Origin of the sequence: Enterococcus sp. FDAARGOS_553 (assembly GCF_003812305.1) — a bacterium.
Lineage (GTDB): Bacteria > Bacillota > Bacilli > Lactobacillales > Enterococcaceae > Enterococcus_D > Enterococcus_D gallinarum.
Map to the genome: position 1 here is coordinate 534,432 of NZ_CP033740.1, position 22,035 is coordinate 556,466.

At 39.8% G+C, this 22,035-nt stretch carries 22 protein-coding genes and 1 pseudogene; 5 read left to right on the forward strand and 18 right to left on the reverse strand.

Annotated elements, in window-relative coordinates; translation table 11 throughout:
- Window positions 1-152: 152 nt before the first annotated feature.
- The 3 genes and pseudogenes from EGX73_RS02955 to EGX73_RS02965 all read right to left on the reverse strand — a co-directional run bounded on the left by EGX73_RS02955 (window position 153) and on the right by EGX73_RS02965 (window position 3,057).
- Window positions 153-1,453, reverse strand: a pseudogene (locus EGX73_RS02955) (Sapep family Mn(2+)-dependent dipeptidase).
- Between the two features lie 12 nt (window positions 1,454-1,465).
- Window positions 1,466-2,194 carry a GntR family transcriptional regulator, LSA1692 subfamily gene (locus EGX73_RS02960; RefSeq protein ID WP_003128274.1) on the reverse strand — a complete coding sequence of 243 codons (729 nt, stop codon included), beginning with the start codon at window positions 2,192-2,194 and terminating at the stop codon, window positions 1,466-1,468.
- Window positions 2,195-2,214: 20 nt separating this feature from the next.
- Window positions 2,215-3,057, reverse strand: a complete 843-nt coding sequence (locus EGX73_RS02965) for a YitT family protein (protein WP_117474726.1) — start codon at window positions 3,055-3,057, stop codon at window positions 2,215-2,217.
- Between the two features lie 231 nt (window positions 3,058-3,288).
- Between EGX73_RS02965 and EGX73_RS02970 the strand changes: the two genes are divergently transcribed.
- Window positions 3,289-3,720 (forward strand): Hsp20/alpha crystallin family protein, encoded by a 432-nt coding sequence (locus EGX73_RS02970; RefSeq protein ID WP_003128269.1) that lies wholly within the window; start codon window positions 3,289-3,291, stop codon window positions 3,718-3,720.
- Window positions 3,721-4,088: 368 nt separating this feature from the next.
- On the opposite strand, the gene yajC is transcribed toward EGX73_RS02970, so the two are convergent.
- Window positions 4,089-4,427, reverse strand: a complete 339-nt coding sequence (gene yajC, locus EGX73_RS02975) for a preprotein translocase subunit YajC (protein ID WP_005470213.1) — start codon at window positions 4,425-4,427, stop codon at window positions 4,089-4,091.
- A gap of 82 nt (window positions 4,428-4,509) precedes the next feature.
- On the reverse strand, window positions 4,510-5,655 hold the full coding sequence (gene tgt, locus EGX73_RS02980) for a tRNA guanosine(34) transglycosylase Tgt (RefSeq protein WP_005470211.1): 1,146 nt from the start codon (window positions 5,653-5,655) through the stop codon (window positions 4,510-4,512).
- Between the two features lie 194 nt (window positions 5,656-5,849).
- Here tgt and EGX73_RS02985 point away from each other — a divergent pair, with 194 nt between their 5' ends.
- Window positions 5,850-6,557, forward strand: a complete 708-nt coding sequence (locus EGX73_RS02985; protein WP_003128265.1) for a DUF975 family protein — start codon at window positions 5,850-5,852, stop codon at window positions 6,555-6,557.
- An 82-nt stretch (window positions 6,558-6,639) separates the two neighbouring features.
- Here EGX73_RS02985 and EGX73_RS02990 read toward each other — a convergent pair whose 3' ends face one another.
- Window positions 6,640-7,815 carry an NADP-dependent malic enzyme gene (locus EGX73_RS02990; RefSeq protein WP_029486340.1) on the reverse strand — a complete coding sequence of 392 codons (1,176 nt, stop codon included), beginning with the start codon at window positions 7,813-7,815 and terminating at the stop codon, window positions 6,640-6,642.
- Window positions 7,816-7,853: 38 nt separating this feature from the next.
- Window positions 7,854-9,122: a 2-hydroxycarboxylate transporter family protein gene (locus EGX73_RS02995; RefSeq protein WP_253764203.1), complete on the reverse strand. Its 1,269-nt coding sequence runs from the start codon at window positions 9,120-9,122 to the stop codon at window positions 7,854-7,856.
- A 256-nt stretch (window positions 9,123-9,378) separates the two neighbouring features.
- Here EGX73_RS02995 and EGX73_RS03000 point away from each other — a divergent pair, with 256 nt between their 5' ends.
- Window positions 9,379-10,917, forward strand: a complete 1,539-nt coding sequence (locus EGX73_RS03000; protein WP_003128260.1) for a sensor histidine kinase — start codon at window positions 9,379-9,381, stop codon at window positions 10,915-10,917.
- Window positions 10,914-11,591: a response regulator gene (locus tag EGX73_RS03005; RefSeq protein WP_005470204.1), complete on the forward strand. Its 678-nt coding sequence runs from the start codon at window positions 10,914-10,916 to the stop codon at window positions 11,589-11,591. Before EGX73_RS03000 ends, EGX73_RS03005 begins: the two co-directional genes overlap by 4 nt.
- A 529-nt stretch (window positions 11,592-12,120) precedes the next feature.
- Here the strand turns inward: EGX73_RS03005 and queA are convergent.
- The 11 genes from queA to EGX73_RS03055 all read right to left on the reverse strand — a co-directional run bounded on the left by queA (window position 12,121) and on the right by EGX73_RS03055 (window position 20,491).
- Window positions 12,121-13,152, reverse strand: a complete 1,032-nt coding sequence (gene queA, locus EGX73_RS03010; RefSeq protein WP_005470202.1) for a tRNA preQ1(34) S-adenosylmethionine ribosyltransferase-isomerase QueA — start codon at window positions 13,150-13,152, stop codon at window positions 12,121-12,123.
- Between the two features lie 147 nt (window positions 13,153-13,299).
- Entirely contained in the window at window positions 13,300-13,590 is a 291-nt protein-coding gene (locus tag EGX73_RS03015; protein ID WP_086268973.1) for a hypothetical protein, read from the reverse strand.
- Between the two features lie 176 nt (window positions 13,591-13,766).
- On the reverse strand, window positions 13,767-14,372 hold the full coding sequence (locus EGX73_RS03020; protein WP_003128253.1) for a hypothetical protein: 606 nt from the start codon (window positions 14,370-14,372) through the stop codon (window positions 13,767-13,769).
- A gap of 2 nt (window positions 14,373-14,374) precedes the next feature.
- Window positions 14,375-15,757, reverse strand: a complete 1,383-nt coding sequence (locus EGX73_RS03025) for a HAMP domain-containing sensor histidine kinase (RefSeq protein ID WP_003128252.1) — start codon at window positions 15,755-15,757, stop codon at window positions 14,375-14,377.
- Window position 15,758: 1 nt separating this feature from the next.
- Window positions 15,759-16,412, reverse strand: a complete 654-nt coding sequence (locus tag EGX73_RS03030) for a response regulator transcription factor (protein WP_003128251.1) — start codon at window positions 16,410-16,412, stop codon at window positions 15,759-15,761.
- Window positions 16,372-17,097 (reverse strand): DUF1361 domain-containing protein, encoded by a 726-nt coding sequence (locus tag EGX73_RS03035; protein WP_117474742.1) that lies wholly within the window; start codon window positions 17,095-17,097, stop codon window positions 16,372-16,374. The genes EGX73_RS03030 and EGX73_RS03035 overlap by 41 nt, the downstream gene beginning before the upstream one ends.
- 41 nt (window positions 17,098-17,138) lie before the next feature.
- Window positions 17,139-18,743: an acyltransferase family protein gene (locus EGX73_RS03040; protein ID WP_041120288.1), complete on the reverse strand. Its 1,605-nt coding sequence runs from the start codon at window positions 18,741-18,743 to the stop codon at window positions 17,139-17,141.
- A 2-nt stretch (window positions 18,744-18,745) separates the two neighbouring features.
- Window positions 18,746-19,024, reverse strand: coding sequence for a hypothetical protein (locus tag EGX73_RS03045; RefSeq protein WP_103301070.1), 279 nt, complete (start codon window positions 19,022-19,024; stop codon window positions 18,746-18,748).
- Complete coding sequence (locus EGX73_RS16130) at window positions 19,021-19,338, reverse strand: polysaccharide deacetylase family protein (protein ID WP_021150522.1); 318 nt, start codon at window positions 19,336-19,338, stop codon at window positions 19,021-19,023. Before EGX73_RS16130 ends, EGX73_RS03045 begins: the two co-directional genes overlap by 4 nt.
- The gene (locus EGX73_RS16135; protein WP_225585882.1) at window positions 19,335-19,592 is read right to left on the reverse strand and encodes a hypothetical protein; all 258 of its coding nucleotides are present in this window, start codon (window positions 19,590-19,592) and stop codon (window positions 19,335-19,337) included. Before EGX73_RS16135 ends, EGX73_RS16130 begins: the two co-directional genes overlap by 4 nt.
- Entirely contained in the window at window positions 19,589-20,491 is a 903-nt protein-coding gene (locus tag EGX73_RS03055; protein WP_003128244.1) for an LCP family protein, read from the reverse strand. Before EGX73_RS03055 ends, EGX73_RS16135 begins: the two co-directional genes overlap by 4 nt.
- 375 nt (window positions 20,492-20,866) lie before the next feature.
- Between EGX73_RS03055 and EGX73_RS03060 the strand changes: the two genes are divergently transcribed.
- Window positions 20,867-22,033 (forward strand): betaine/proline/choline family ABC transporter ATP-binding protein, encoded by a 1,167-nt coding sequence (locus EGX73_RS03060; protein ID WP_005470181.1) that lies wholly within the window; start codon window positions 20,867-20,869, stop codon window positions 22,031-22,033.
- Window positions 22,034-22,035: the final 2 nt, after the last annotated feature.

Below are 22,035 nucleotides of genomic sequence, written 5' to 3' on the forward strand. Positions count from 1 at the left end.
TTCCCTCCATCATTTGTAGCGCTTACAAGTATATTCTATATGGTATATACTAGTATGTCTATACTAAAAAACGAGTTTCTTTCAACTCTCATTGATTTATAAGAAACTCGTTTCGGATTTTTTTTATTGTTGAGGATTCATCCAGGGCATTCTTATTCTGTTAATGCTTTGATGCTGCGCATGTAGATCTCTAAATTCATCCGTAAGTCAGCACTGTCCATGTACTCATTCTTATTGTGTGCAATCCCTTTTTGACCAGGAAAAGACGGACCAAATGCCAAGATATTCGGCATTTTGCGTGCATAGGTTGCCCCTGTTGTGGTTACTGGTTTAGGGTCATTGCCTGTGACTGTGTGATAAATCGTCGACAGTTTAGCTATTTCGGTTGATTCTTTGTCTCGGCAAAACCCGGGAATACTGCGAATGACTTCTAATTCGACACCGATAGGCAGTTGCCTTTTCAAACGGGACAATACGTCTGTTTCTGTAACAGTCACTGGGTAGCGAAAGGCAACTTCCATCACTAATCCTGTGAGAGACTTTTGTATCACGACAGGCGTCAAAATCAATTTACCAGAATCTTCATCAGCCAGCGCCAAGTCAATCCCTTCTCCAAAATGCTGCTGATGAAAGCTTTGACAGATCCAACAAAAATAAGATTGTATGGTTGGAGGAATAGTTTGTTTCTCAGCCAGTTGGGCTGCCAGGATCGAAATTGCATTTTCTCCCAATTCAGGAGCATTGCTTGGAGAACGTTTCCCTGTGACTTCAAACTTCTGATCGGCAATGCTTACACTCAAGTCGTCAGGAACATGGTCTCGGAATTGATCCCCCTGAAACGAAGTGAGTTGCTGTAGTTCATCGTCTGGCAGCGGAAAATGGAGCGCTACATTGACGACCCCTCGTTCGCCATAGACTACCGGATACTTACAATCTGGCGTAAATCCGAACACAGGTGGTTGTTCTGCGGCCAAATAATGAGGAACATCCGACATACCACTTTCTTCATCCGTACCGAAAATGATCCGCAGATTTTTTTCGGTTGGTGTCCTAATTCTTTCAATAATTTCATCCCATAAAGGCAACTAATGATTGGTCCTTTGTTGTCTAGAATTCCCCGACCATAAAGGCGGCCGTCTTTTTCGCTTAAATCAAACGGCGGAAAATCCCAGTCTGAACCCGCAGGCACCACATCGAGATGTCCCAGGATACCGATGTAGTCTGACCCTTCTGGTCCCCACTGTGCATAGCCGATCGCATCATCGATCACCTTTGTTCCAAATCCAAAAGCGGCACTTTTTTCCATTACCAAAGACAAAACTCGCCGAGTTTCCGTACCATAGGGCGCCTGTGGCATAGGTTCAGATTTGACACTAGGAACTTGCATGACTTGTTTGAGTAAGTTTAGAAAATCCAGCCAGTTTTCCTCAATGGCTGTGCTGATTTGGTCCATTTTTGCCACCCCTTATTTTTGACGTACCAATGTATTTTTAAAGGTATATTTATCTGCACGATAAAAAGATGTATCGAACAAGATCGGTTTCGCAGAAGGGGAATAAGTCATCGAATGGACGAGAAGCATTGGTTCCTCTTCGGATACATGCAATAGCTTGGCAATGTCTGGCGGACTTTTGACCGCTTCCACTTCTTGATGGGAATAACCAATCTCAATGTTGGCTTCGATCACTTCATATAAAGAAGACTCTAACTGATCTTTGGTGATTTCGCCGGACTCTTTTTCTAAATAACGCTTCAATACATAGAGGTTCTCCACCGTCATCGGTTCATCATCAAAATAACGCAAACGAGTCAGATACACCATTGGTTCTTTCCCATAGTTGCCGAACATCTGTCGGATCTTAGTCGGTAATTCTTTCACTGTCTCTACTTGTAATACTTCGGTTCGGGTCTTTTTTCCTTGGGCTTTGGCCGTTTCGGTGAAGCTTTGCAATCCGCCAGATCCACTCTGGATCTTTGGCTGCTTCATCACATACGTTCCTTTGCCTTTTTCTTTGACTAGGATATTTTGGGTGATCAGAAGATCGATGGCTTTGCGGACAGTTAGCCGACTGCATTGAAATTCTTCCGCTAAATCATAATCAGAAGGCAGCTTCTGACTCGTTACATAAGTGCCATCATTGACACGTTGGGCGATTTTATCTGCTACTTCCTGAAAAACGGCTTGTTTTTTCACTTGATTCCCTACTTTCTACTCTACCATTCATAAAATGGACGATTCGCACTCACACCAGAAGCCACACTAACAAAGGCCTGGTTGTCGACGGATTGAATCATCCCTTCAACTGTCTTTAATTCTTTTTGGGAGATGACTAAAAGCAACAATTTCTTCTGTTGATGATCAAAGCCCCCCTCAACATCATTGATCACTGTGATCCCTCGCTGAAGTGCACATTGTAATGTTGCAATGACACCTTCTGCTTTTTCGGTTACTACTAGTAATTGCACACGCCTTTGCTTGAGATTCACGTAGTCTACCATTCGACCACTGATAAAGAAAGAGATTGCACTATAAAAAGTGTACGGCCAGCCAAAAATCATTCCAGCAACGAGTTGGAGACTGACATTGAAAAAGATAAAGAAACTGCCAATACTTTTGCCGGTCATTCTCTTCACTAAGATCCCTAAAATATCTAATCCTCCTGTGGAAAAATCATCGTTTAAAGTCAGACCAACGGAAAACCCATGGAGCACACCGCCAAAAACAGCGCAGATGACTGGATCTGTAGTCAATGTGACAACTGGGACCACCTTCATCATAACAGATGAGAGGAAGACAGTACAAACCGTCATAAGCGCGAAATCACGATCGATTTTGCACCATGCAATCGCTAACAATGGCGCGTTAAAAAATAAGACCAACACAGGGATTGACCACTCGTTACCAAAGTATACTTCCAAGAGCTGCGACAATAATTGTGAAAGTCCAGTAATTCCACTGGCAAATATATTTCCTGGCAGCCAGAACATATTCAATGCGATGGATGATAACAGTGCATAAATGAGTGCAACAGCTAATCGTTTTATTCTTTTTGGCATAAGCATCTCCTTCCGCTTCGATTATAGTATATATCATTAAGTATATACTGTCATCAAAAAACTTATTTTCTTTAAAGAAACCGCCTTTGCTGATCCATAGTCTTTCTCAGGATCGAGGGGTAAAATTTATCCTGACATGCGGGCTAGAAAAAGAGAGTAAAATACTTGAAAACTGACTAATTTTGACTAAAATAATAATTGGAAAGAAAAATAAAGAAAGGATTGATTATTATGTCACATGAGATTGAACCTCGTCGCTCAGATGCCTATAGTATGACACCTTTTAATTTCTTCGAAGATTTTGGTCGCAGTTTTTTTGATGGTTTTAAAGCGAACATGATCAAAACAGATATTCACGAAAATGATTCGGAATATCTCGTTGAAGCAGAGCTGCCTGGTATTCCTAAAGAAAATATTCAAGTCACTTATGAGAATGGTATTTTGACGATTGCTGGTCAACATCAATCGGATACTACGACTGAAGATAAAAAAGGAAAACTAGTACGCAGCGAGCGTAGTTTAACAAGTGTTCGTCGCCAATATTTGCTAGAAAATGTCAAAGAAGACGACATCAAAGCTTCTTATTCTGAAGGTATTCTTAAATTGACTTTGCCAAAAGATGATCACGGCAAAGAACCTAAGAAAACCATTCCGATCGAGTAGCAGCATCACTTTTACCAAACAAACAGCCCCCTTAACAGAAATGCTTGTTAAGGGGGCTATTAATGTAGAAAAAGACCTGTTCTCCATGCTTTGCTTGCTGATTTTTTTGCTCTTGCTAAAGAACAAGCGAAAATCTGGACAAACGCCACTCTATAAAAAAAGAGGCTGGGACAGAGGTGCTAAACTCCTAGAAATAAGAAGGAATACGCGGAAATTGCTTCTCAAATTTTGGGGTATTTCGACTTGTTTCCGAAGGAGTTGCTTCTGCTCCCACCATCTAGACGTGTTTAGAGCGTGGGACAAAAGTTTTTTTTACTTTTGTCCCACGCTCTAGTCCTAGCTGTCTTTGTCAGACGGATCGAAAAAAATTATTCTTTTGTATCGTCTGCTTTTGTTTCATCAACAACATCAGCTGGTTCGATTTCAGTTGCAACAGATGCACCAGTACCAGGTGTCACGGTACGAATCGCTGCCCGATCGAACTCTAAGAAAATACCTTCACAGTCGATGACAACTGTACTCTTGTCTGTATTTACTTCAGAAAGAACGCCATGAAGTCCGCCAATTGTTACTACGCGATCTCCAGCCTTCATATTTTCCAATAAGTTTTTTCGTTCTTGCTGTTGTTTCTTTTGTGAACGGCTCATGAAGAACCACATTGCCACCAAAGCAACAAGCATAAAGAGCATTGGTAAAGATTGTGCCATTTTTTTCACCTCGATTTTTTTACTTTTCTATAGATACTTTATCAGAATCTGACGTGTATTCCTACCGTTTTACCAGAATAAATTAGAAATTTTTGGCATTTTCTTTATTGAAGCCATATTCTTCGAAGAAATGTTGCCGGAATTCCAGCAAGTTGTCATCCATGATCGCTTGACGGACTTGTTTCATCAAATTCAACAAGAAATAAACATTGTGATAAGAAGTTAATCGGATCCCGAATGTTTCATCACATTTGATCAAATGACGAATATACGCCCGTGAGTAATTCTTACAAGTATAACAATCACAGTTTTCATCAATTGGTCGGAAATCTCGGGCAAACTGGGCATTCTTCACGACTAAACGACCTTTAGACGTCATACATGTTCCGTTACGGGCGATTCGAGTCGGTAATACGCAGTCAAACATATCGACCCCGCGAATAACGCCGTCGATCAGAGAATCTGCGGCTCCTACCCCCATCAGATAGCGAGGTTTGTGGTCAGGGATCCATGGTGTGGTAAATTCCAAGACGCGATTCATTTCAGCTTTTGGCTCGCCTACTGACAAACCGCCAATCGAATAACCAGGAAAGTCCATGCTGATCAAATCTTGCGCACTTTGTTTCCGTAAATCTTCAAAACCGGCCCCTTGAATGATCCCGAATAGGCCTTGAGAATCTGGATTGGCATGAGCTTTCAATCCGCGTTCTGCCCAGCGAGAAGTCCGCTCTACTGATTTTTTGACATACTCATAGCTTTCATCGAATGGCGGACATTCATCAAAACTCATCATGATATCCGAACCTAGTTTGTTTTGGATATCGATAGCTTTTTCTGGTGAAAGGAACATTTTTGAACCGTTTAGATGGTTCTTGAAATGGACACCTTCTTCAACAATATTTCGCATATCTGCTAGTGAGAAAACTTGGAAGCCACCAGAATCGGTTAGAATCGGCTGATCCCAATTCATAAACTTATGCAGCCCACCTGCTTCGGCCACTAGATCTTCTCCTGGTCGCAGCCATAAGTGATATGTATTACTTAAAATGACACCAGCGCCCATGGCTTTCAGTTCTTCCGGTGCAAGGGTCTTAACAGTAGCTAAAGTTCCTACAGGCATAAACATTGGCGTTGGAAAAGTGCCATGCGGTGTGATCAATTCACCTAAACGGGCACCTGTATGTTTCTCTTTCTTGATCAGACGATAACGAATGGCAGGTTGCGACATTCATTTCCCTACTTTCTTTATAGACTCGATTAACTGTGCAACGCTATTAATGATAAGGGTTGCGTTAGGAATTTGCAAGAAGGTTTCAGCTTCTCTTCCTCTTTTTCAAAAAAACTTTCCTTTCTTTGCTTTATTTTTTGTACAATCCATGCTCATTTGCTATCATGTTAAACAGATAGAAAGGAGGTTTTTTTATGAAAACTAGAGGACAACTAAAAAGTGAAGCCAAATCCGTTCTGAATGGACGCTGGAAAGATAGCGTATTGATGTGCTTGGTCCCTACGTTGATCTCTATTGCTTTTGCTGTTGTGATCGTAGTGATTGTTGTGTTGCCTTTGATGGCATTAAGTCAAAATGGTGCCTTTGATAGTCAATCCATCAATGAAGCGTCGAACTCAACTGGCGGTAGTGGCGGTGGCTTGATCAGCGGATTATTCTCAGCATTGTTTGGTGCCGGGATTTCTTGGACATTCCTTGATTTGTTACGCGGCAATAAACAAGAGATTCGTCCATTTTCTGATGTCTTTCGTGGATTTAGCGGTGTATTCGCACTTGGTATCATTGTCATCTATATTTTATCAACGATTTTCGTTAGTTTATGGGCATTATTATTTGTGATTCCAGGAATCATCAAATCCTATTCCTACTCACAAGCATACTTCATCTACTATGATACCTATGAGCAAACAGGTACACGGCCAGATTTTCTTGCTTGCATCACGGCTAGCCGCCGATTGATGAAAGGGTATAAAGGAAAACTGTTCTTACTTGATTTGAGTTTTATTGGCTGGCACATTCTAGCCATTATCACAGCTGGTATCGGGTATCTTTGGTTGACACCTTATATCAGTGCTACCAAAGCAGCCTTTTATGAAAACTTGCCAAAACAGACATTAGCTTAAAAAAAGGACCTTACTTTGACATATCAAAGTAAGGTCCTTTTTGATTGAATGAAAAATTGTTCTCAACGTAATGTTTCTTCCGTTAATTGACACGTTTTGCTTCCACAGCATCTTTGACTGAATTCGCAACGATTTTGGCTACTCCTTCTTGGAAAGCATCCGGAATAATGTTTGTTGGTGACAGCTCCTCGTCTGGAATCAAGCTAGCAATTCCTTTTGCTGCGGCAATCTGCATCTCAACCGTGATTTTGCGGGCTTGAGCATCTAAAGCTCCACGGAAAATACCAGGAAAAGCCAACACATTGTTGATTTGATTAGGAAAATCACTGCGTCCAGTACCAATGATATAGGCACCTCCTGCTAAGGCTTCGTCTGGGAAGATTTCCGGTACTGGATTAGCCATAGCAAAAATCACAGGCTTATCTCCCATCTCAGCGATCCATTCCTTCTTCAGTGCTCCTGGAGCAGAAACACCAATGAAGATATCAGCACCTTTCAACGCTGTCTGCAAATCACCAGAAAGATGGTCACGGTTTGTCACTTTAGCAATCTCTGCGTGATGAGGTGGTAACTGATCATTTTCTTCATTCAAGATCCCCACCTTGTCTACGACAATGACATTTTTTGCACCAGCTGCCAAAAACTTACGAGTAATAGAAAGTCCAGCAGAACCACCGCCATTGACAACGATTTTGGCTTCTGCTAGTGATTTGCCAATCAATTTCAGGCTGTTGAAAGCAGCCGCTAAGACAACTATTGCCGTCCCATGCTGGTCATCGTGGAAAATCGGGATCGCACACTCTTCGATCAGCCGCTGTTCGATTTCGAAGCAACGCGGCGCACTGATATCTTCTAAGTTGATTCCACCAAAGGTCGGTGCAATTGCTTTGACGATCGCAATAATCTCTTCTGTCTCTTGAGTATCTAAAACGATAGGAATAGCATCTACATCTGCAAATCGCTTGAACAAAGCGGCTTTCCCTTCCATGACCGGCATTGCTGCTTCTGCTCCAATATTACCAAGACCTAACACAGCAGAACCATCGCTTACAACAGCGACTGTGTTTTTCTTTGTTGTCAATGAATAGGCCAGCTGTTTATCTTCTGCAATCGCGGAAGATACGGCAGCGACACCCGGAGTGTAGGCAATGCTTAAGTCTCTTCGATTTTCAATCGCCGCTTTTGATACTACTTCCAATTTACCGCCATGTTCTTTGGCTTGTCGCAAAGCGATTTCTTTTACATCTTCTGACATGATTCGTTCCTCCAATAGTTGATCGTTTTTTCTATTTTTTATTAAAAAATCATTCGCAAGATTGCGGTCATGGCAATCACTGTGATGGCGCCGCCTAAACGGGTAGCTACTTGGGCAAAAGGCATCAAGTTCATACGGTCAGCGGTACTTAAGATCGCTACGTCTCCTGTGCCTCCCATACCGCTTTGACAAGCAGAAATAATTGCGGCTTCGATGGGATACATGTTCATGAAACGTGATACGACGAACCCGGTGGCAATTACCGTGAACACTACACTGATGACGACTAAGAAATAAGAGACACTCAGTGTTCCCACAACGTCTTTCAATGGAATATACAACAATCCTAAACCAGCCATCAATGGGAAAGTAAAGTTGCCGGAAATAAATTTATACAATTGTTTGGAGCCATGTTGTGTTTCTGCCGGCACCACATTCAAGTATTTCAAAAAAGCGGCTAAGACAATCATCAATACAGGACCAGGAACCCCAGTCAAATGCTGCAGTAAACTACCAGCAATGAACAGTGTACAAGCGGTCAGCACACCAGCGCCCATTTTCTTGATATCAAAAGCGCCGGAATCATCTTTTAACGCATCTGCCATGTCATCATCATTTTTCATTTTGACCAATTGTCCACCCCCAGAAAGATCTGGTCGTTTTTCTCCCCAGCGAGAGAGCAATGCGGTACACATGATCGCGAAGAAATTACCAATGATCGTTGCTGGAATCAGTTGTGCGACCAGCTGTTCACTCCCCATACCAGTAATGGCACTGTAGCCTAGTGATAAAGGCAAGATTCCTTCACCGATCCCGCCAGCTAACACTGGAGTAACGATGAAAAACAACGTATGTTGCCATTCTAAACCTAATAATACACCAACTAGCGTACCAACACCCATGGCGCAGATCATCCCAATCATCATGGGAATAATCATCCGCATCAAACCTTGGACTAAGATTTTGCGATTCATCCCTAAAATACTGCCGCAAACTAAACAAGCAATATAAAAATATAAGAAGTTGGCTTGCTTCATCAAAATATCGGCAGACTCAAGAATATTCGGATTGACTAAGTTGAAGAAAACCAAAATAGATGGAACCAATAAAGATAAAATTGCCGGACCACCGAAATTCTTGATAAAAGGAATAGTGGCACCAATCGTTCCTAATAACCACCCTAAAGTCAAAATGACCGCAAAACCACCTAGCATATTTACGGGTAATTGTTGTAACAGACCCGTGACTACGATGACTGTTGATAAAACAATGTATACTGGCAGCGGAACTGATCCAATTTTGATTTTCATCCACCGATCAATTAGCTTCTCTTCTTTTGCTTTAGATTCAACCTGTTCTCTCGCCACATGGGGTTCGATATGCTTTTCCATTTTGCTTTCCTCCTAAATTGATCTACTAGTTCTACGAGTACCTCGTTACACACAGATTAAAGCAAGCGTTTTCTTTTTCGTAGTTTATTTAATTATTTTAAGTATTTAAATTAATTAAAGCGTCTTTAGGGATTCCGCCGCTATGTTATAATTTACGAATAAAGGGGGAAATGTAGTGAAAAAAGGGTTACGGTTATGGGGGGTATTGACTTTAGTCTTTACAATCGTCTTACTCATTGTCACTTCCATTCTTTATGGTTTAGTCCTTATTCAAAATTCCACATTTATTCGCTCCAACGAAGAACACCTGCTCTTGTCCGTCGGTAAACAGCTGGCGATCGATCCACAAGTGACTACCGCTTTGGAAGAAGGACGTTCCAACGATCAATTGGAAGCTTACACAAATGAAGTGACACACATACACGGGTTGGATTTCGTGGTAGTTATGGATATGCAAGCCATTCGTTTGACTCATCCAGATGAGACCCAAATCGGCAAACACTTCGAAGGCGGTGATGAAGTCACTGCATTGGAAGGAAAAGAACATGTTTCTGTCAGTGAAGGAACATTGGGTCGCTCGTTGCGGGGATTCGTTCCCGTCTATTCCCTCACTGAATCGCAAAAACAAATCGGTGTAGTAGCTTTAGGGATCCGTATGCAGTCCTTGAGTGCTTTAGTAAAGAGTTCTCGGGAAGGGTATCTACTTGCCTTAGCATTAAGTATCACAATCGCCGCCTTTGCAGCAACTGGACTTGCCTATTATTTGAAACGGCAACTTCATAATTTAGAACCAAAAGAAATCTCACGTCTCTTTGAAGAACGCAATGCCATGTTGGAAGAAACTAAAGATGCGGTCATTGTATTGGATTTGAACCAACAAATCAATTTGGCAAATATCGCCGCCAACGAGCTTTACCAAAAGAACAGTGGACACAATGACTCCTTGGTCGGCAAACATTTGCAGGATTTGATCTTGCAGACCGATGCTGTAGACTTGGAGCGAAATGTTGAACAGCTCTATCGGCAAAATGGACAGGATTTTCTTTTTTCCTCTGCACCGATCAATGTGGATCAGAAACGGATCGGTTGGATCGTGTTTTTGCGCAATGCGACAGAATCGTTATTCGTCATGGATCAGTTAGCCAATACTACTGCTTACGCCAGTGCGCTGCAGTCTCAGTCCCATGAGTTTATGAATAAACTGCATGTGATCTATGGGCTCGCTGATTTAAAAGCCTATGATGAATTGAAAATTTATCTGGATGATATTTTGACTCCAGAAAAAGAGTTCTCTCATCGCTTGTCTTTTTTAGTTCAGAATCCGCAAGTTGCTGGATTTTTGATTGGCGAACGTCAAAAGTTCTTTGAGCGTAAAATCCACTTGATGATCGAGATTTCACCAGAAATTCCCGCCAATTCGCAAGAAGTTGAAACAAAATCGTTGATCGATCTTTACCGGTATATTCATCATGTTTTGTTGCAACTAAACACCATAGAAGATTTGCGGATCGAGATCCATCATGAAACAGGCCTGCTGACAACGACCTATACCATTCAGCTGACCACAACGGATCAGCAGCAATTGCAGGATAGTTTTCACAGCAACTATTTCCAACAAATGTTAAAAGATTACCAGGCAGAGTTTTTGATAGAAGAACAACCTAACTTTGTCGTTCTCCAATTACAAACGCATTATCATGGGGTGATAAAATGAAACCATTACATGGATTAATTGTCGAAGATGACCCAATGGTGGAATTTATCCATCGGAATTATTTAGAAAAAATCGGCAGATTTCAAGAAATCTATTCGGCAGATGCTGTGACAGATGCTGAATACTTACTACAAAACAAACAAGTTGATTTAGTGCTGCTAGATGTCCATTTGAAAAATGGCAACGGCTTAGACTTGCTCAAAGAGATCCGGAACTCTCAGCAAGCCATCGAAGTGATCTTGATCACAGCAGCCAATGAGACACAAACTATTCAGCATGGACTACATTTAGGTGTTCTGGACTATCTCGTCAAGCCCTTTACCTATGAACGTTTCCGGCAAAGCATCGAACTATTTCTAAAACGGCAAGAAGCTTTGGAACAAGACAGTCTTGCCCAAGAAACCATTGATCAAATAATGGTTGCAAAGAAGAGTCCCGAGTCATCCCTTACAGAACTGGATAAAGGACTCTCTCCTGATACCATGGATCGCATCAAAGCGGCTATCCAAACATTTCCAGACACTTTCACGATCCCAGACTTGGTAGAGATCAGCGGATTTTCTCATGTCTCAGTCCGTAAATACATGCTTTACTTAGAAAAAAATAACTATGTTACCAGTCAGATTATCTATACCAAAATCGGACGCCCTTATAAAGTTTACCAACGATCCTAACAATTAGTGGACTCTCTCTAGGAACGTCAACGAGTGATTGCTGATTTGCTGATTATTGAATAAACGATGTTTTAGTAAGTCAGCTTTTTAGATTTTAAATTGTGATTTGATCGTTGTACTTTGTATACCCTACCTATTTGCAAACGCTTCCTAAATATGCTATAGTATAGGTGTAAGGAAGGTAGCAACTCTGTTGGTGGTCTTGTAAATATCGCAAACTCAATCTACTAAAAGTTGTTGAACGTACAAGTTTCACCTAGTATCAAGCGTGTAAAGTAACAGAAAAGCGTAACACAAAATCGAGAATCTTTTCGAAAAAAGGATACGTCTATTACGTTGTATCAGTACACACGAAACATGTGTAAGTTTGTAAAAGAAAACAAATTTTGAGAAACAATTGCTTTGCATGAACCAACCATCAGCGACCACCACTTATACCTTCCCTTAGTTATAAGCTGGACGACAAAAAAGCAGTTCAAAAAGTTGAGAAGTATCCCAACTTAACGAGCCGCTCTTGTCGTTCAGTTTTTTATTTTAAGAACATGGCATCGCCAAAACTAAAGAAGCGATAACGTTCATCGATGGCATGCTGATAAGCTTCTAATGTTAGATCGCGTCCGGCAAAGGCACTGACCAACATTACCAATGTCGATTTCGGTAAATGGAAATTCGTTGAGAAGGCTTGGACAACTTTGAACTGATAGCCGGGGGTAATGAAAATACTCGTCCAGCCGCTGTCGGCTTTGATATCGCCATCAAATTTGGTACCAATCGTCTCTAATGTACGGATCGAAGTCGTTCCGACCGCAACGATTTTCCCACCATTTGCCCGCACATCGTTTAATTGAGCCGCCGCTTCTTCCGTCAATCGATAAAATTCACTGTGCATTTCGTGATCCGCAATATTATCGACGCTAACTGGGCGGAAAGTTCCTAGACCCACGTGTAAGGTCAAATAAACTAATTTGACCCCTTTATCAGCGATTTTCTTCAATAATTCTGGCGTAAAGTGCAAACCGGCCGTTGGTGCCGCTGCAGATCCATTCTCTTTAGCATAAACGGTTTGGTAACGATCTGGATCTTCCAATCGTTCCTTGATGTATGGCGGCAATGGCATTTCACCCAAAGATTCTAAAATCTCTAAGAAAATCCCATCATAGCTGAATCGAATAATTCGGCCACCATGTTCGAGTTCTTTTTCAACGACCGCTTCTAAGCGACCGTCGCCAAAGGTGATCTTCGTACCGACTTTTGCTCGCTTGGCAGGTTTGATTAATGTTTCCCAACTGTCCCCTTCGATATTGTTTAACAATAAAATCTCTAGATGAGCGCCGGTCTCGATTTTCTCGCCATAGATACGAGCGGGCAAAACGCGAGTATCATTCATCACAAGGGCATCGCCAGGAGCTAATTCATCAATAATGTCATAAAAATGTTTGTCTTCCATTGCACCGCTTTCTCGGTCCACGACCAATAGGCGGGAACTGGAGCGATCGCTAAGCGGCGTTTGAGCGATCAATTCTTCCGGTAACTCAAAGTCAAAATCTTCTGTTGTAAGCATGTCGTCACTCTCTTTCTTTCATATGCCCGTCTATTCTATCATGTTTAGAGATTACTCGCCAATTAGGAAACTAGGCATAGCTTTAAATAAAAAGAGCGCTAGAGAGACTAGAACCTTTTCACGGTGCTCCTAATCTATTAGAGAATTTTAACCGATAACACGGAATCTTCTGCCTTTTTTATCTGCTTTATCGTTTTGTGAATAAAACAAAATTTTTTCACGTGGGATTTTTTCTTGCTGAGCACATTTTTTCAATGTGTCATAAACATAACTGCTGTTGTTTTTATAAAAAACCATGACTTTTTTCGAGTCAATTTCTTTGCGATAGCCTTCATATTTCTTTCTTAATCGTTCAACTTCTGTAACAATCTCTGAATCTTTATTCCAATCGGGAATTGCAGTAAGCAAGCAAATTCGTTTCCAGTATTCTTTTTCCATTATTCAAACTAACCACGAAAGACATTTAGGTTGAACTGCTAACCTATGCTTTACGAATCACTTCGTCTCTATCGATTCACTTCTATCGAAAATTCATAAAGCCATCCTTTCATTCCTTTCTTAATCGCTCCAAGGAGAACTATATTCAAAAAATGCTACTTGTTCCATTACTTGTCCTATTCAACACTGGGATAATTAAGAATAATACGATAATTATCAATAACCGCTTTGATGTTTTGGCCGTCAGCAAAAGATACTTCAAATAGTGGACTATCTTTTTTTATTGAGGAAATTTCAATGTTTAGATACTTAAAATATGCCCCTAAAATTTTCTCAGGATCTATCTCTTGAAATGATTGCTCTGGGTAATATTTAAATTGGACGATTTTATTAGTCGATTCCTCAATCAGGGCTTCCCCATAACCTTCGATCGAAGAATAATTGATTTGCCAATAAACAGTTTCCGAATCAATCTTTAGATTCTGGGATAACGTAACCAAGTATTCTGAAGAGATTCCCATTTCTTTTAGCAGCTTCTCTATTTCCACCGCATATGTATTGACATACTGGCTTCCTTCTCCCGTATTATTATATTGCGTTACTTTCCCGGCGTTCGTGAGCACTTCTTCTAATGTACTTTTATTTGAAGGCAGCTCCAAGGATTCTTCAAATACGACTGGCTTTGACAATGAATCTGTAAACAGCATATTTGGTAAAAATAGTAGAAATACGTTGAAACCGACCCATAGGAGGATCAGACTTATCTTTATTCTTTTCCTCATCTTCAGTCCTCATCTAAAGGAAAGTCGATCGTAATAAACGTTCCTTCACCTTTCTCACTAGTGATCGTCACTTGCCCTTCATGAAGTGAGATAATATTCTTCACTAATGAAAGCCCTAAGCCTAAATGCCCAGAATTTCTAGTGACATCCCCCGTAAAAAATTCATCAGTGACTTGATCAATAATCTCTTCGGGAATTCCCTGACCAGTATCTTTCAGTATAAAATAATATCGTCCTTCATTACTGTAGCCAGTGATGCACATCTCTTTCCTATCCTTCATCGCATCTAATGCGTTAGAAAATATATTTGCAATGACTAATTTAAATAGGTTAAAGTCCATTCGTATGGTGGCCTTTTGAAGAGTCATCTGCAAAAGGATCCGCTCATCTAATCCAGAGACAAATTGAGTAATATAAGAGTCAATCTGGTCTGTCGATATTGCTTCGAGATTCATTTCATTTTTCTTCGAGTACAATAAACGCAAAACATCTTCTGATAGGCTTTTCAAGCGGAAACTTTCTTCTAAAATATAATCGACAAATTCCGAAGAAGGTTCCTTTAGATCCTCCCACTGCAACATTTGCGCATAGCCGATGATCGACGTTAGCGGGGTAGAAATTTCATGGGATAAACTTGAGACAAATAATTCTTGCTTTTCTTTTTCCTGACTGATTTGTTCTATGTCTTGATTTAATTTATTGGCCATGTCGTTTAGGCTGTTGGCAAGCTTTTCAACTTCATCTCCACGTTTTTCAACAACGAAAGGCTTTGTTGTTTGCCCTTTTGCAATCTCTGTTGCGCGATCAATCAATTTTTGAATCGGTTTAGTGATGAGGGTTGATAAAAACCACGACATTGGAATCAAAACGATCTGCAAAAGAAATAAAATCATTCGAAAATAATGACTTGCTTTCTTCAGAATACTTTGATAAGTGATTAGATTCTGCTTAGACACCAAATAATAGTCTGTCGTTCCAATTGTCGAGCTTGTAAATAAAAACTTCTCTTGTTTGATTGTGATGATTGGGCTAATGTTGATTGTGTTCTTCTTAATTGAATCGTAATCAACAACCTCTGTTATGCTTGGAAAGTCAGTTGTACTGGCATACACACTCTTTCCTTCTTTATCCAAAATTTCAAAATCATTCTTTACCGTGCTCTTGACTATATCACTTAGATTCCGTAACTGCTCTTTCGTAGGTTCTTGATCTTCAATTTTGGCTGCAAATAGTATCGCAGCACTTTTTTGGGTAGCTAGTGCTTGATCATATTCCTGATTGATTGCATGTTGAGCGATGATCCGCAAACTGATGGTGCTGATCCCTAAATACAAAAGTAAAAAAAAGAATAGCAGCCAATAGAATGCTTTTGTCGCATATTTCATCTTATTCCTCCAATAAGTACCCTACACCATAAATCGTTCGCAGCTCGTTTTCCAAATGCAGTTTCTTTCTGATCCGCTGAATGTGTAAATCAAGAGTTCTGCTATCTGGCTCACTTGGCGATTCCCAAATTCGTTGATAAATCGTTTCTCGCTCTAAAATAATTCCGCGATTTTGAACGAGATAAATGAACAATTGATATTCTTTAGGCGTCAATGCAATCAACTCATTGTTAAAAAATACACTTCTCTTCTCGTCTTCAATACGGATGTTGTGCCAATTTATCTCAGAAACAGAACTCTTTTTCCTTCTGCGAAGTACTGTTTCAACTCGAGCAAATAATTCTTCTAGTTCAAAAGGTTTCGTAATGTAATCTTCTGCACCTAACTTTAATCCTCGCACTTTATCATGCAAGGTATTCTTGGCAGTTAAAAAGATAACTGGGATATCAAATTCGACAAAATAGTCTATTAATTCATCCCCACTTATTTCTGGTAACATGATATCTAAAAGAATCAGATCCACCTCATGATTTTCAATGTAATCTGCGGCACTTTTGCCATCAAAAATCGGGATCGTTCGATAGCCTTTTTTTGCGAGGCTTTTTACTAGCAGGTTATTTATGGCTTGATTGTCTTCTACTATGAGTACATCCATTTGATTTCACACTTTCTTCCCAATTTTTGTAAAGAAGCTGTTTTATAAGCTGATAGCCGATCATGATACCGCACAAAAAAAGATAGAGCAAAAGTAAAAGTACGATCGATCGATTGTCAATATCTTCAAAATCAGCGAAAATTTTTTGAAGCGCTTGATTGTGACGCACAAAAATATCTGTACTATTAAGACGGGTAAATCGCCCAATATAAATCCCAATAGAATCCATAAATAAAAGACACGCAATCAAAAGCGCTGGGTAGACACCAATGGTTAATTTCTCTACTAATATTCTTGCAATCTTGTCAATGCTCCAGCAGCCCAAAATTGTTGAAGGCATCACTGCCAACAAAATCAGAAAAAGTTTGATCCAATTCATTAAATCCTTACTTATCAACAATGTTACTTCATCATAAGGTGTCAATAAAGAAAGATGAAATAGATCTGTCATGAGATAAAAATTATTTGGTAAAAAAACAAGCCAGAGACACACAACTACCACTATAATGTACTTTTTTTTACAATACATTGCAAGAAAGGTTAATTCTATTGGAATATATGCCAAAATAGTATTAGTAAAGAAAAGAAAATAGACACTTGATTGATAAAATGAAAGATATAAGATTCCCAGTAAAATCAAATAATATAACCGAATCCCATTCATTGTTTTATTTAGTAAATACATGGTTCCTCCTGTCTTAACGCGCTCTCCTAGCCATTGTCCCACTATTTAGAAAGAACAGACTTCATTAATTGGGCATAAACACTGCGTCCTTCCCCATTCAAATGAGTTTCATCATCATAAAAGTATTCTGGGTGGTCTTTGCTGTGGCTAAACCAGTCGATGATATTGACATTCTTGTAGCGACTAGGAAGCTCTGCTAATTTTTGATTCACAGATTCTTGACAGCCTTCCGGACATTTGATAGTTATCCAGTATATCTGTTTATCCTTTAATTGAGTAAGGATTTCATCGATTGACTCATCCGAAATAATACCATTTGTACCCAGTCCGATTACTACCGTCGAATAATCAGCTAAATTGGGATACCCTTGAAGAATCGTTGCCAAACTAGATATTTGCCGTGATTCTTTCGCATCAACGGTTGCTTGCCCACTAAACGTATCTTCCAATTCTTGATATGCTCCAAGCATCACAGAATCCCCTAGAAATAAGATATTTCCTTTTTGATTGGGTTGATTCTCTATCTTTTTCAGATTACTGCTTAACTCTTGTTTCAATTCGTTTTGATCCGCAGTCAGACGGTTAGTCGGTGCAAAAATGATCATTCCGATTGCAACAGCAACAAGACCTGCTCCAAGGTAACGTCCTGCTTTTCTTTTTAAATGCATGAAAGAATGAAAGCCAGCAATCATCAGAACCGTCATGATCAGAACCACTACCAATTCAATTAGAGGATTCATCTTAGGTGCTATATTCACTAGGAGAATAAACACCGAATAGTGAACCAAATATAATTCATAACTAATTTTGCCTATATATTGAAGACGGAATTTGGCGATTTTGGTTCTTTTTTCCACTTCTTTGTCATTTATCAAAACGAGTAATAGCATTGTTAATACACTGACAAGCAATGAGCTACCTGTAAACGAAGGCAGCGGAATAAAGACAGCCAGAGTCAAACAACTCATGATGAGCCAAAACTTCGTTACTTTTTTTGAAGAAATGACATCATTAATGTTCTTTCTATTGAAAAAACCAAACATGCCAACTATAAACGGATAAAGTCGAGCAAAGGTATTGTAATAAGCGATAGAAAACGGCGATAACAGACTGGTGAGAATCGAAATAATGGTAAGAAGATACATAAGCTGATAGCCTCTTTTTCTAGACAAACGCATGACTGTTAGAAAGAAGAGTGGAAAAACTAGATAAAATTGTAATTCCACCGCCAAAGACCAGTAATGTTTAAATAGGGACGAATTTGCGAAGCGATCAAAATAAGAGACTTTTTCGTGGATCTGCCACCAGTTGTTATATCCAAAGAGTAAACTTGGAAGTTCACTTTTGATGTTTCCTAGCATTCGGATTTGAATACTCCCAGCTATCAGAATAAAGATAAGTAAGGAGAATAAAAGAAACGGATAAATCCGTTTGATCCGTTTCTTATAAAAGCCAATCCAGGAGAACTGTTTTTTTTGATACGCATAGGAAGCATTCTTTGCCATCAAGTAACCCGAAATAACAAAGAAAATCGTTACGCCTTGATTTCCTCCTTGAAAAGAATATTGAGGCAAATGGTAGAGAATAACAGCAATAACCGCAAATGCCCTAAGAAAATCGATGCCTGCTGAATAGTGTTTATCCATGTTTAACCTCCGGCTGGCCGATGATCATTTTCTCCGTAATAAGTCTCATTGCTGGAAGGATTATTCAAAAGAGTATCTAAAGACACAAATTGATAATCTTCTTTTTTTAAATCACGAATAATCTCAGGGACTGCAGCAATGGTTTCCGGATGAATGTCATGCAACAAAATAATCGAACCATCATAGACAGAACTCGTTACTTTATCAATGATCATTTGGGCATCTTTAGATTTCCAATCTTCTGAATCAACAGACCATTGGATGATGGGACGATTGATCAATTCTGCAGCTTTTGCATTGACAGAACCATATGGCGGCGAAAATAGGCTGGTTTTTTGCCTGTGAGTTTCTTGATAGATTGATCGGTCTTCGTGATCTCATTAGTCATTCCAGATTCGTCCAATGTGCTGAGGTCTTGATGATCATAGGTATGGCTACCGATAGTTTGGCCATCCTTTGCGATGGCTTTCACCACCTCGGGATACATCTCTACGTTCTGTCCTACTAAAAAGAAAGTAGCTGGCACTTTTTCTTTTTTCAATAGTTCCAATAATTTAGGTGTATTGCTGGGATCTGGCCCATCGTCAAATGTCAAAGCGACCTTTTTTTATTTGAAGGAATCTCCTCTGTCTCTGTAGTGCTTTCTAGTATATTTTCCAAACTAGTCTCTGTAGTAGCCTTATTGTTACTTGTCACTGTTCTTGAAGAACTACTGTTGCTTGTTAACTCGGAGGACTGGGACAGATTGTTCTCTGTTTTTCCTCTAGCAAATTCCTCACTGATTCGTGCACAGCCGCAAAGTACTAACAAAAAGATAAAGCCAGTTATGAGTAAACGGATCTTTTTCATTGCTTTTCCTCCTTATTTGTTGTCAATACATCATGAACTCTTGCTATCTCTTCTGTCGAAACTGTTTGATAAGAGATTCCATTCTGAATCAATTCCTCTCCAATCACTTGGTCATGAATAATTGTTGGCTCTTTCATCAGTTTCTTCGCATGAAGAACAAGATTGGTAATGGGTAGATTGGTTTTGATGTTATCTGTCAAGATATCGATAAATGCATTCCATTTTGTGACTTGGTTCAATTGCGCCATATTTTCCAAAACACCTTTCAGTAACAACTGTTGCCGCATTTGTCTGCCATAGTCCCCTCGTGGATCCTCATACCTCATTCTCGCCCAAGAAAGTGCTTCTTCTGGAGATAACGTTAGTTTACCTTTAGGAAAATCGAATCCATCAGAACTAAACTCAAATTCATTTTCTACTTGAACAGCTCCTACTTCTTTGAGAATCTTTTGAAAATCTCCCATATCAATAGAAACAAAATAAGGAATTTGAATATCCAACATTTTTTCTACTGTTTTAACGGAACAGCTTGCACCTCCATAAGCATACGCCGCATTTAATTTATCCTGCATTCCTTGGTCTGCGATATCAACTAAAAGATCGCGTTCAACTCCCATTAATGTGTATTCTTTCTTTTTTAAATTGATATGAGCGACTATCATACTGTCACTTCGACCAGAATCCGTTCGCCCAAACTCTCCAGTATCAACGCCAAGTAGCAAAACATTAAAAGGTTCTTGTTTCAATTGGTCGTAATCTAAGTCATACTGCTCATCTGAAGGATTCAATTTTTCGTACACTTTTGTATTTATTTTATTTGCAGAATAGACTGCCCAGCCAGTAATACCACCAACAAGGACTACTGAAACAAAAAGCAAAATAAGAATTATTTTCCGCATCGGAACACCTCCTGCTGCTAAATTAAAGGAAAAATGTATCTGAAATGTATCGATTTAGTATTTGGTGACTCGATACATGCTCGCTTGTAGCAGCAATGTTCGCTTTTAATTTAATATTAAAATGTTGTATATCACTTTTAGTGAAGAAGAAAGTCTACTCATCCCCATTTAAAAATAACAATCAAAATGAAGAATAATGCATATATTCCCTATTGGATTTTCATTTCGATTGGATTTGTTTCAAACATTTTGCTTATAATATGCAAATATGAATAAAAAAGGCAGAATATTTGAATAACAGCAAACTTTTGGGCATACTAATTACAGACCCTAGGCGTAAATAAGCTGCGCCTAAATAAAACTAGAGGTGAAATCATGATTGAATTTCAGCATGTATCCAAAATCTATAAAGGCGGCAAAGTGGCTGTCGAAGATGTCAATCTATCCTTTGAAAAGGGAGAATTTATTTGTTTCATTGGTACCAGTGGTAGTGGTAAAACTACTTGTATGCGAATGATCAACCGTATGACAGACCCCTCCAAAGGAAAAATTCTGATTGATGGCAAAAGTGTGACCGATATCAATCCAGTAGAATTACGACGCCAAATCGGTTACGTGATCCAAAGCATCGGCTTGATGCCTCATATGACGATTCGAGAAAATATTACATTAGTACAAAAACTTTTGAAGGTCAGTCAAGAAGAACGAAATAAGACAGCAGAGAAAATGATCGATCTGGTGGAACTTCCTCGTGAAATGCTGGATCGTTACCCTCACGAATTATCTGGTGGACAGCAACAGCGGATCGGTGTTGTTCGGGCTCTGGCAGCCGACCAAGATATCATTTTGATGGATGAACCTTTCGGTGCTTTGGACCCCATCACTCGCGATTCACTGCAAGATTTGATCAAAGATTTGCAGGAACGTTTAGGTAAAACCGTCGTCTTCGTTACCCATGATATGGATGAAGCATTAAAGTTAGCTAGCCGCATCGTGATCATGAGCGAAGGACGCGTTATCCAATTCGATACACCACAAAATATTCTGCGAAATCCTGCTACTACCTTTGTTGAAGAATTGATCGGTGAAGACCGCCTTCTGCAAGCAAAACCAGACACCACACCAGTTAAAGAAGTCATGCTCAAAACACCAATCGCCATCACTCCTGAAAAATCTTTACAAGAAGCGATTCGCCTGATGAGAGAAAAACGGGTAGATACATTATTAGTGACGGATAATAGCAATGTCTTAAAAGGGTATATCGATGTAGAATCGATCGACCGCAATCGAGGCAAAGTAACCAGTGTCGGGGATATTCTTAATAAAGATGTTTTCTATGTAAAAGAAACCGCCTTACTGCGAGATACGTTGCAACGAATCCTTAAACGCGGTTTGAAATATGTGCCAGTCGTGGATGCTGAGAATCATTTGGTAGGAATTTTGACGCGTGCTTCATTAGTCGATATTGTTTATGACGTTATTTGGGGCGAGGAATCCTCCCTTCTTGAAGCGATCGAATCCGCAAAACCAGAGGAGGTCTAGCC

Excerpts from the sequence above, each read along its gene's own strand:
- EGX73_RS02965 (WP_117474726.1), bottom strand. The coding sequence starts at position 3,057 with ATGCCAAAAAGAATAAAACGATTAGCTGTTGCACTCATTTATGCACTG.
- EGX73_RS02970 (WP_003128269.1), top strand. The coding sequence starts at position 3,289 with ATGTCACATGAGATTGAACCTCGTCGCTCAGATGCCTATAGTATGACA.
- yajC (WP_005470213.1), bottom strand. The coding sequence starts at position 4,427 with ATGGCACAATCTTTACCAATGCTCTTTATGCTTGTTGCTTTGGTGGCA.
- tgt (WP_005470211.1), bottom strand. The coding sequence starts at position 5,655 with ATGTCGCAACCTGCCATTCGTTATCGTCTGATCAAGAAAGAGAAACAT.
- EGX73_RS02985 (WP_003128265.1), top strand. The coding sequence starts at position 5,850 with ATGAAAACTAGAGGACAACTAAAAAGTGAAGCCAAATCCGTTCTGAAT.
- EGX73_RS02995 (WP_253764203.1), bottom strand. The coding sequence starts at position 9,122 with ATGAAAATCAAAATTGGATCAGTTCCGCTGCCAGTATACATTGTTTTA.
- EGX73_RS03005 (WP_005470204.1), top strand. The coding sequence starts at position 10,914 with ATGAAACCATTACATGGATTAATTGTCGAAGATGACCCAATGGTGGAA.
- queA (WP_005470202.1), bottom strand. The coding sequence starts at position 13,152 with ATGCTTACAACAGAAGATTTTGACTTTGAGTTACCGGAAGAATTGATC.
- EGX73_RS03015 (WP_086268973.1), bottom strand. The coding sequence starts at position 13,590 with ATGGAAAAAGAATACTGGAAACGAATTTGCTTGCTTACTGCAATTCCC.
- EGX73_RS03020 (WP_003128253.1), bottom strand. The coding sequence starts at position 14,372 with ATGAGGAAAAGAATAAAGATAAGTCTGATCCTCCTATGGGTCGGTTTC.
- EGX73_RS03025 (WP_003128252.1), bottom strand. The coding sequence starts at position 15,757 with ATGAAATATGCGACAAAAGCATTCTATTGGCTGCTATTCTTTTTTTTA.
- EGX73_RS03030 (WP_003128251.1), bottom strand. The coding sequence starts at position 16,412 with ATGGATGTACTCATAGTAGAAGACAATCAAGCCATAAATAACCTGCTA.
- EGX73_RS03035 (WP_117474742.1), bottom strand. The coding sequence starts at position 17,097 with ATGTATTTACTAAATAAAACAATGAATGGGATTCGGTTATATTATTTG.
- EGX73_RS03040 (WP_041120288.1), bottom strand. The coding sequence starts at position 18,743 with ATGGATAAACACTATTCAGCAGGCATCGATTTTCTTAGGGCATTTGCG.
- EGX73_RS16135 (WP_225585882.1), bottom strand. The coding sequence starts at position 19,592 with ATGAAAAAGATCCGTTTACTCATAACTGGCTTTATCTTTTTGTTAGTA.
- EGX73_RS03055 (WP_003128244.1), bottom strand. The coding sequence starts at position 20,491 with ATGCGGAAAATAATTCTTATTTTGCTTTTTGTTTCAGTAGTCCTTGTT.
- EGX73_RS03060 (WP_005470181.1), top strand. The coding sequence starts at position 20,867 with ATGATTGAATTTCAGCATGTATCCAAAATCTATAAAGGCGGCAAAGTG.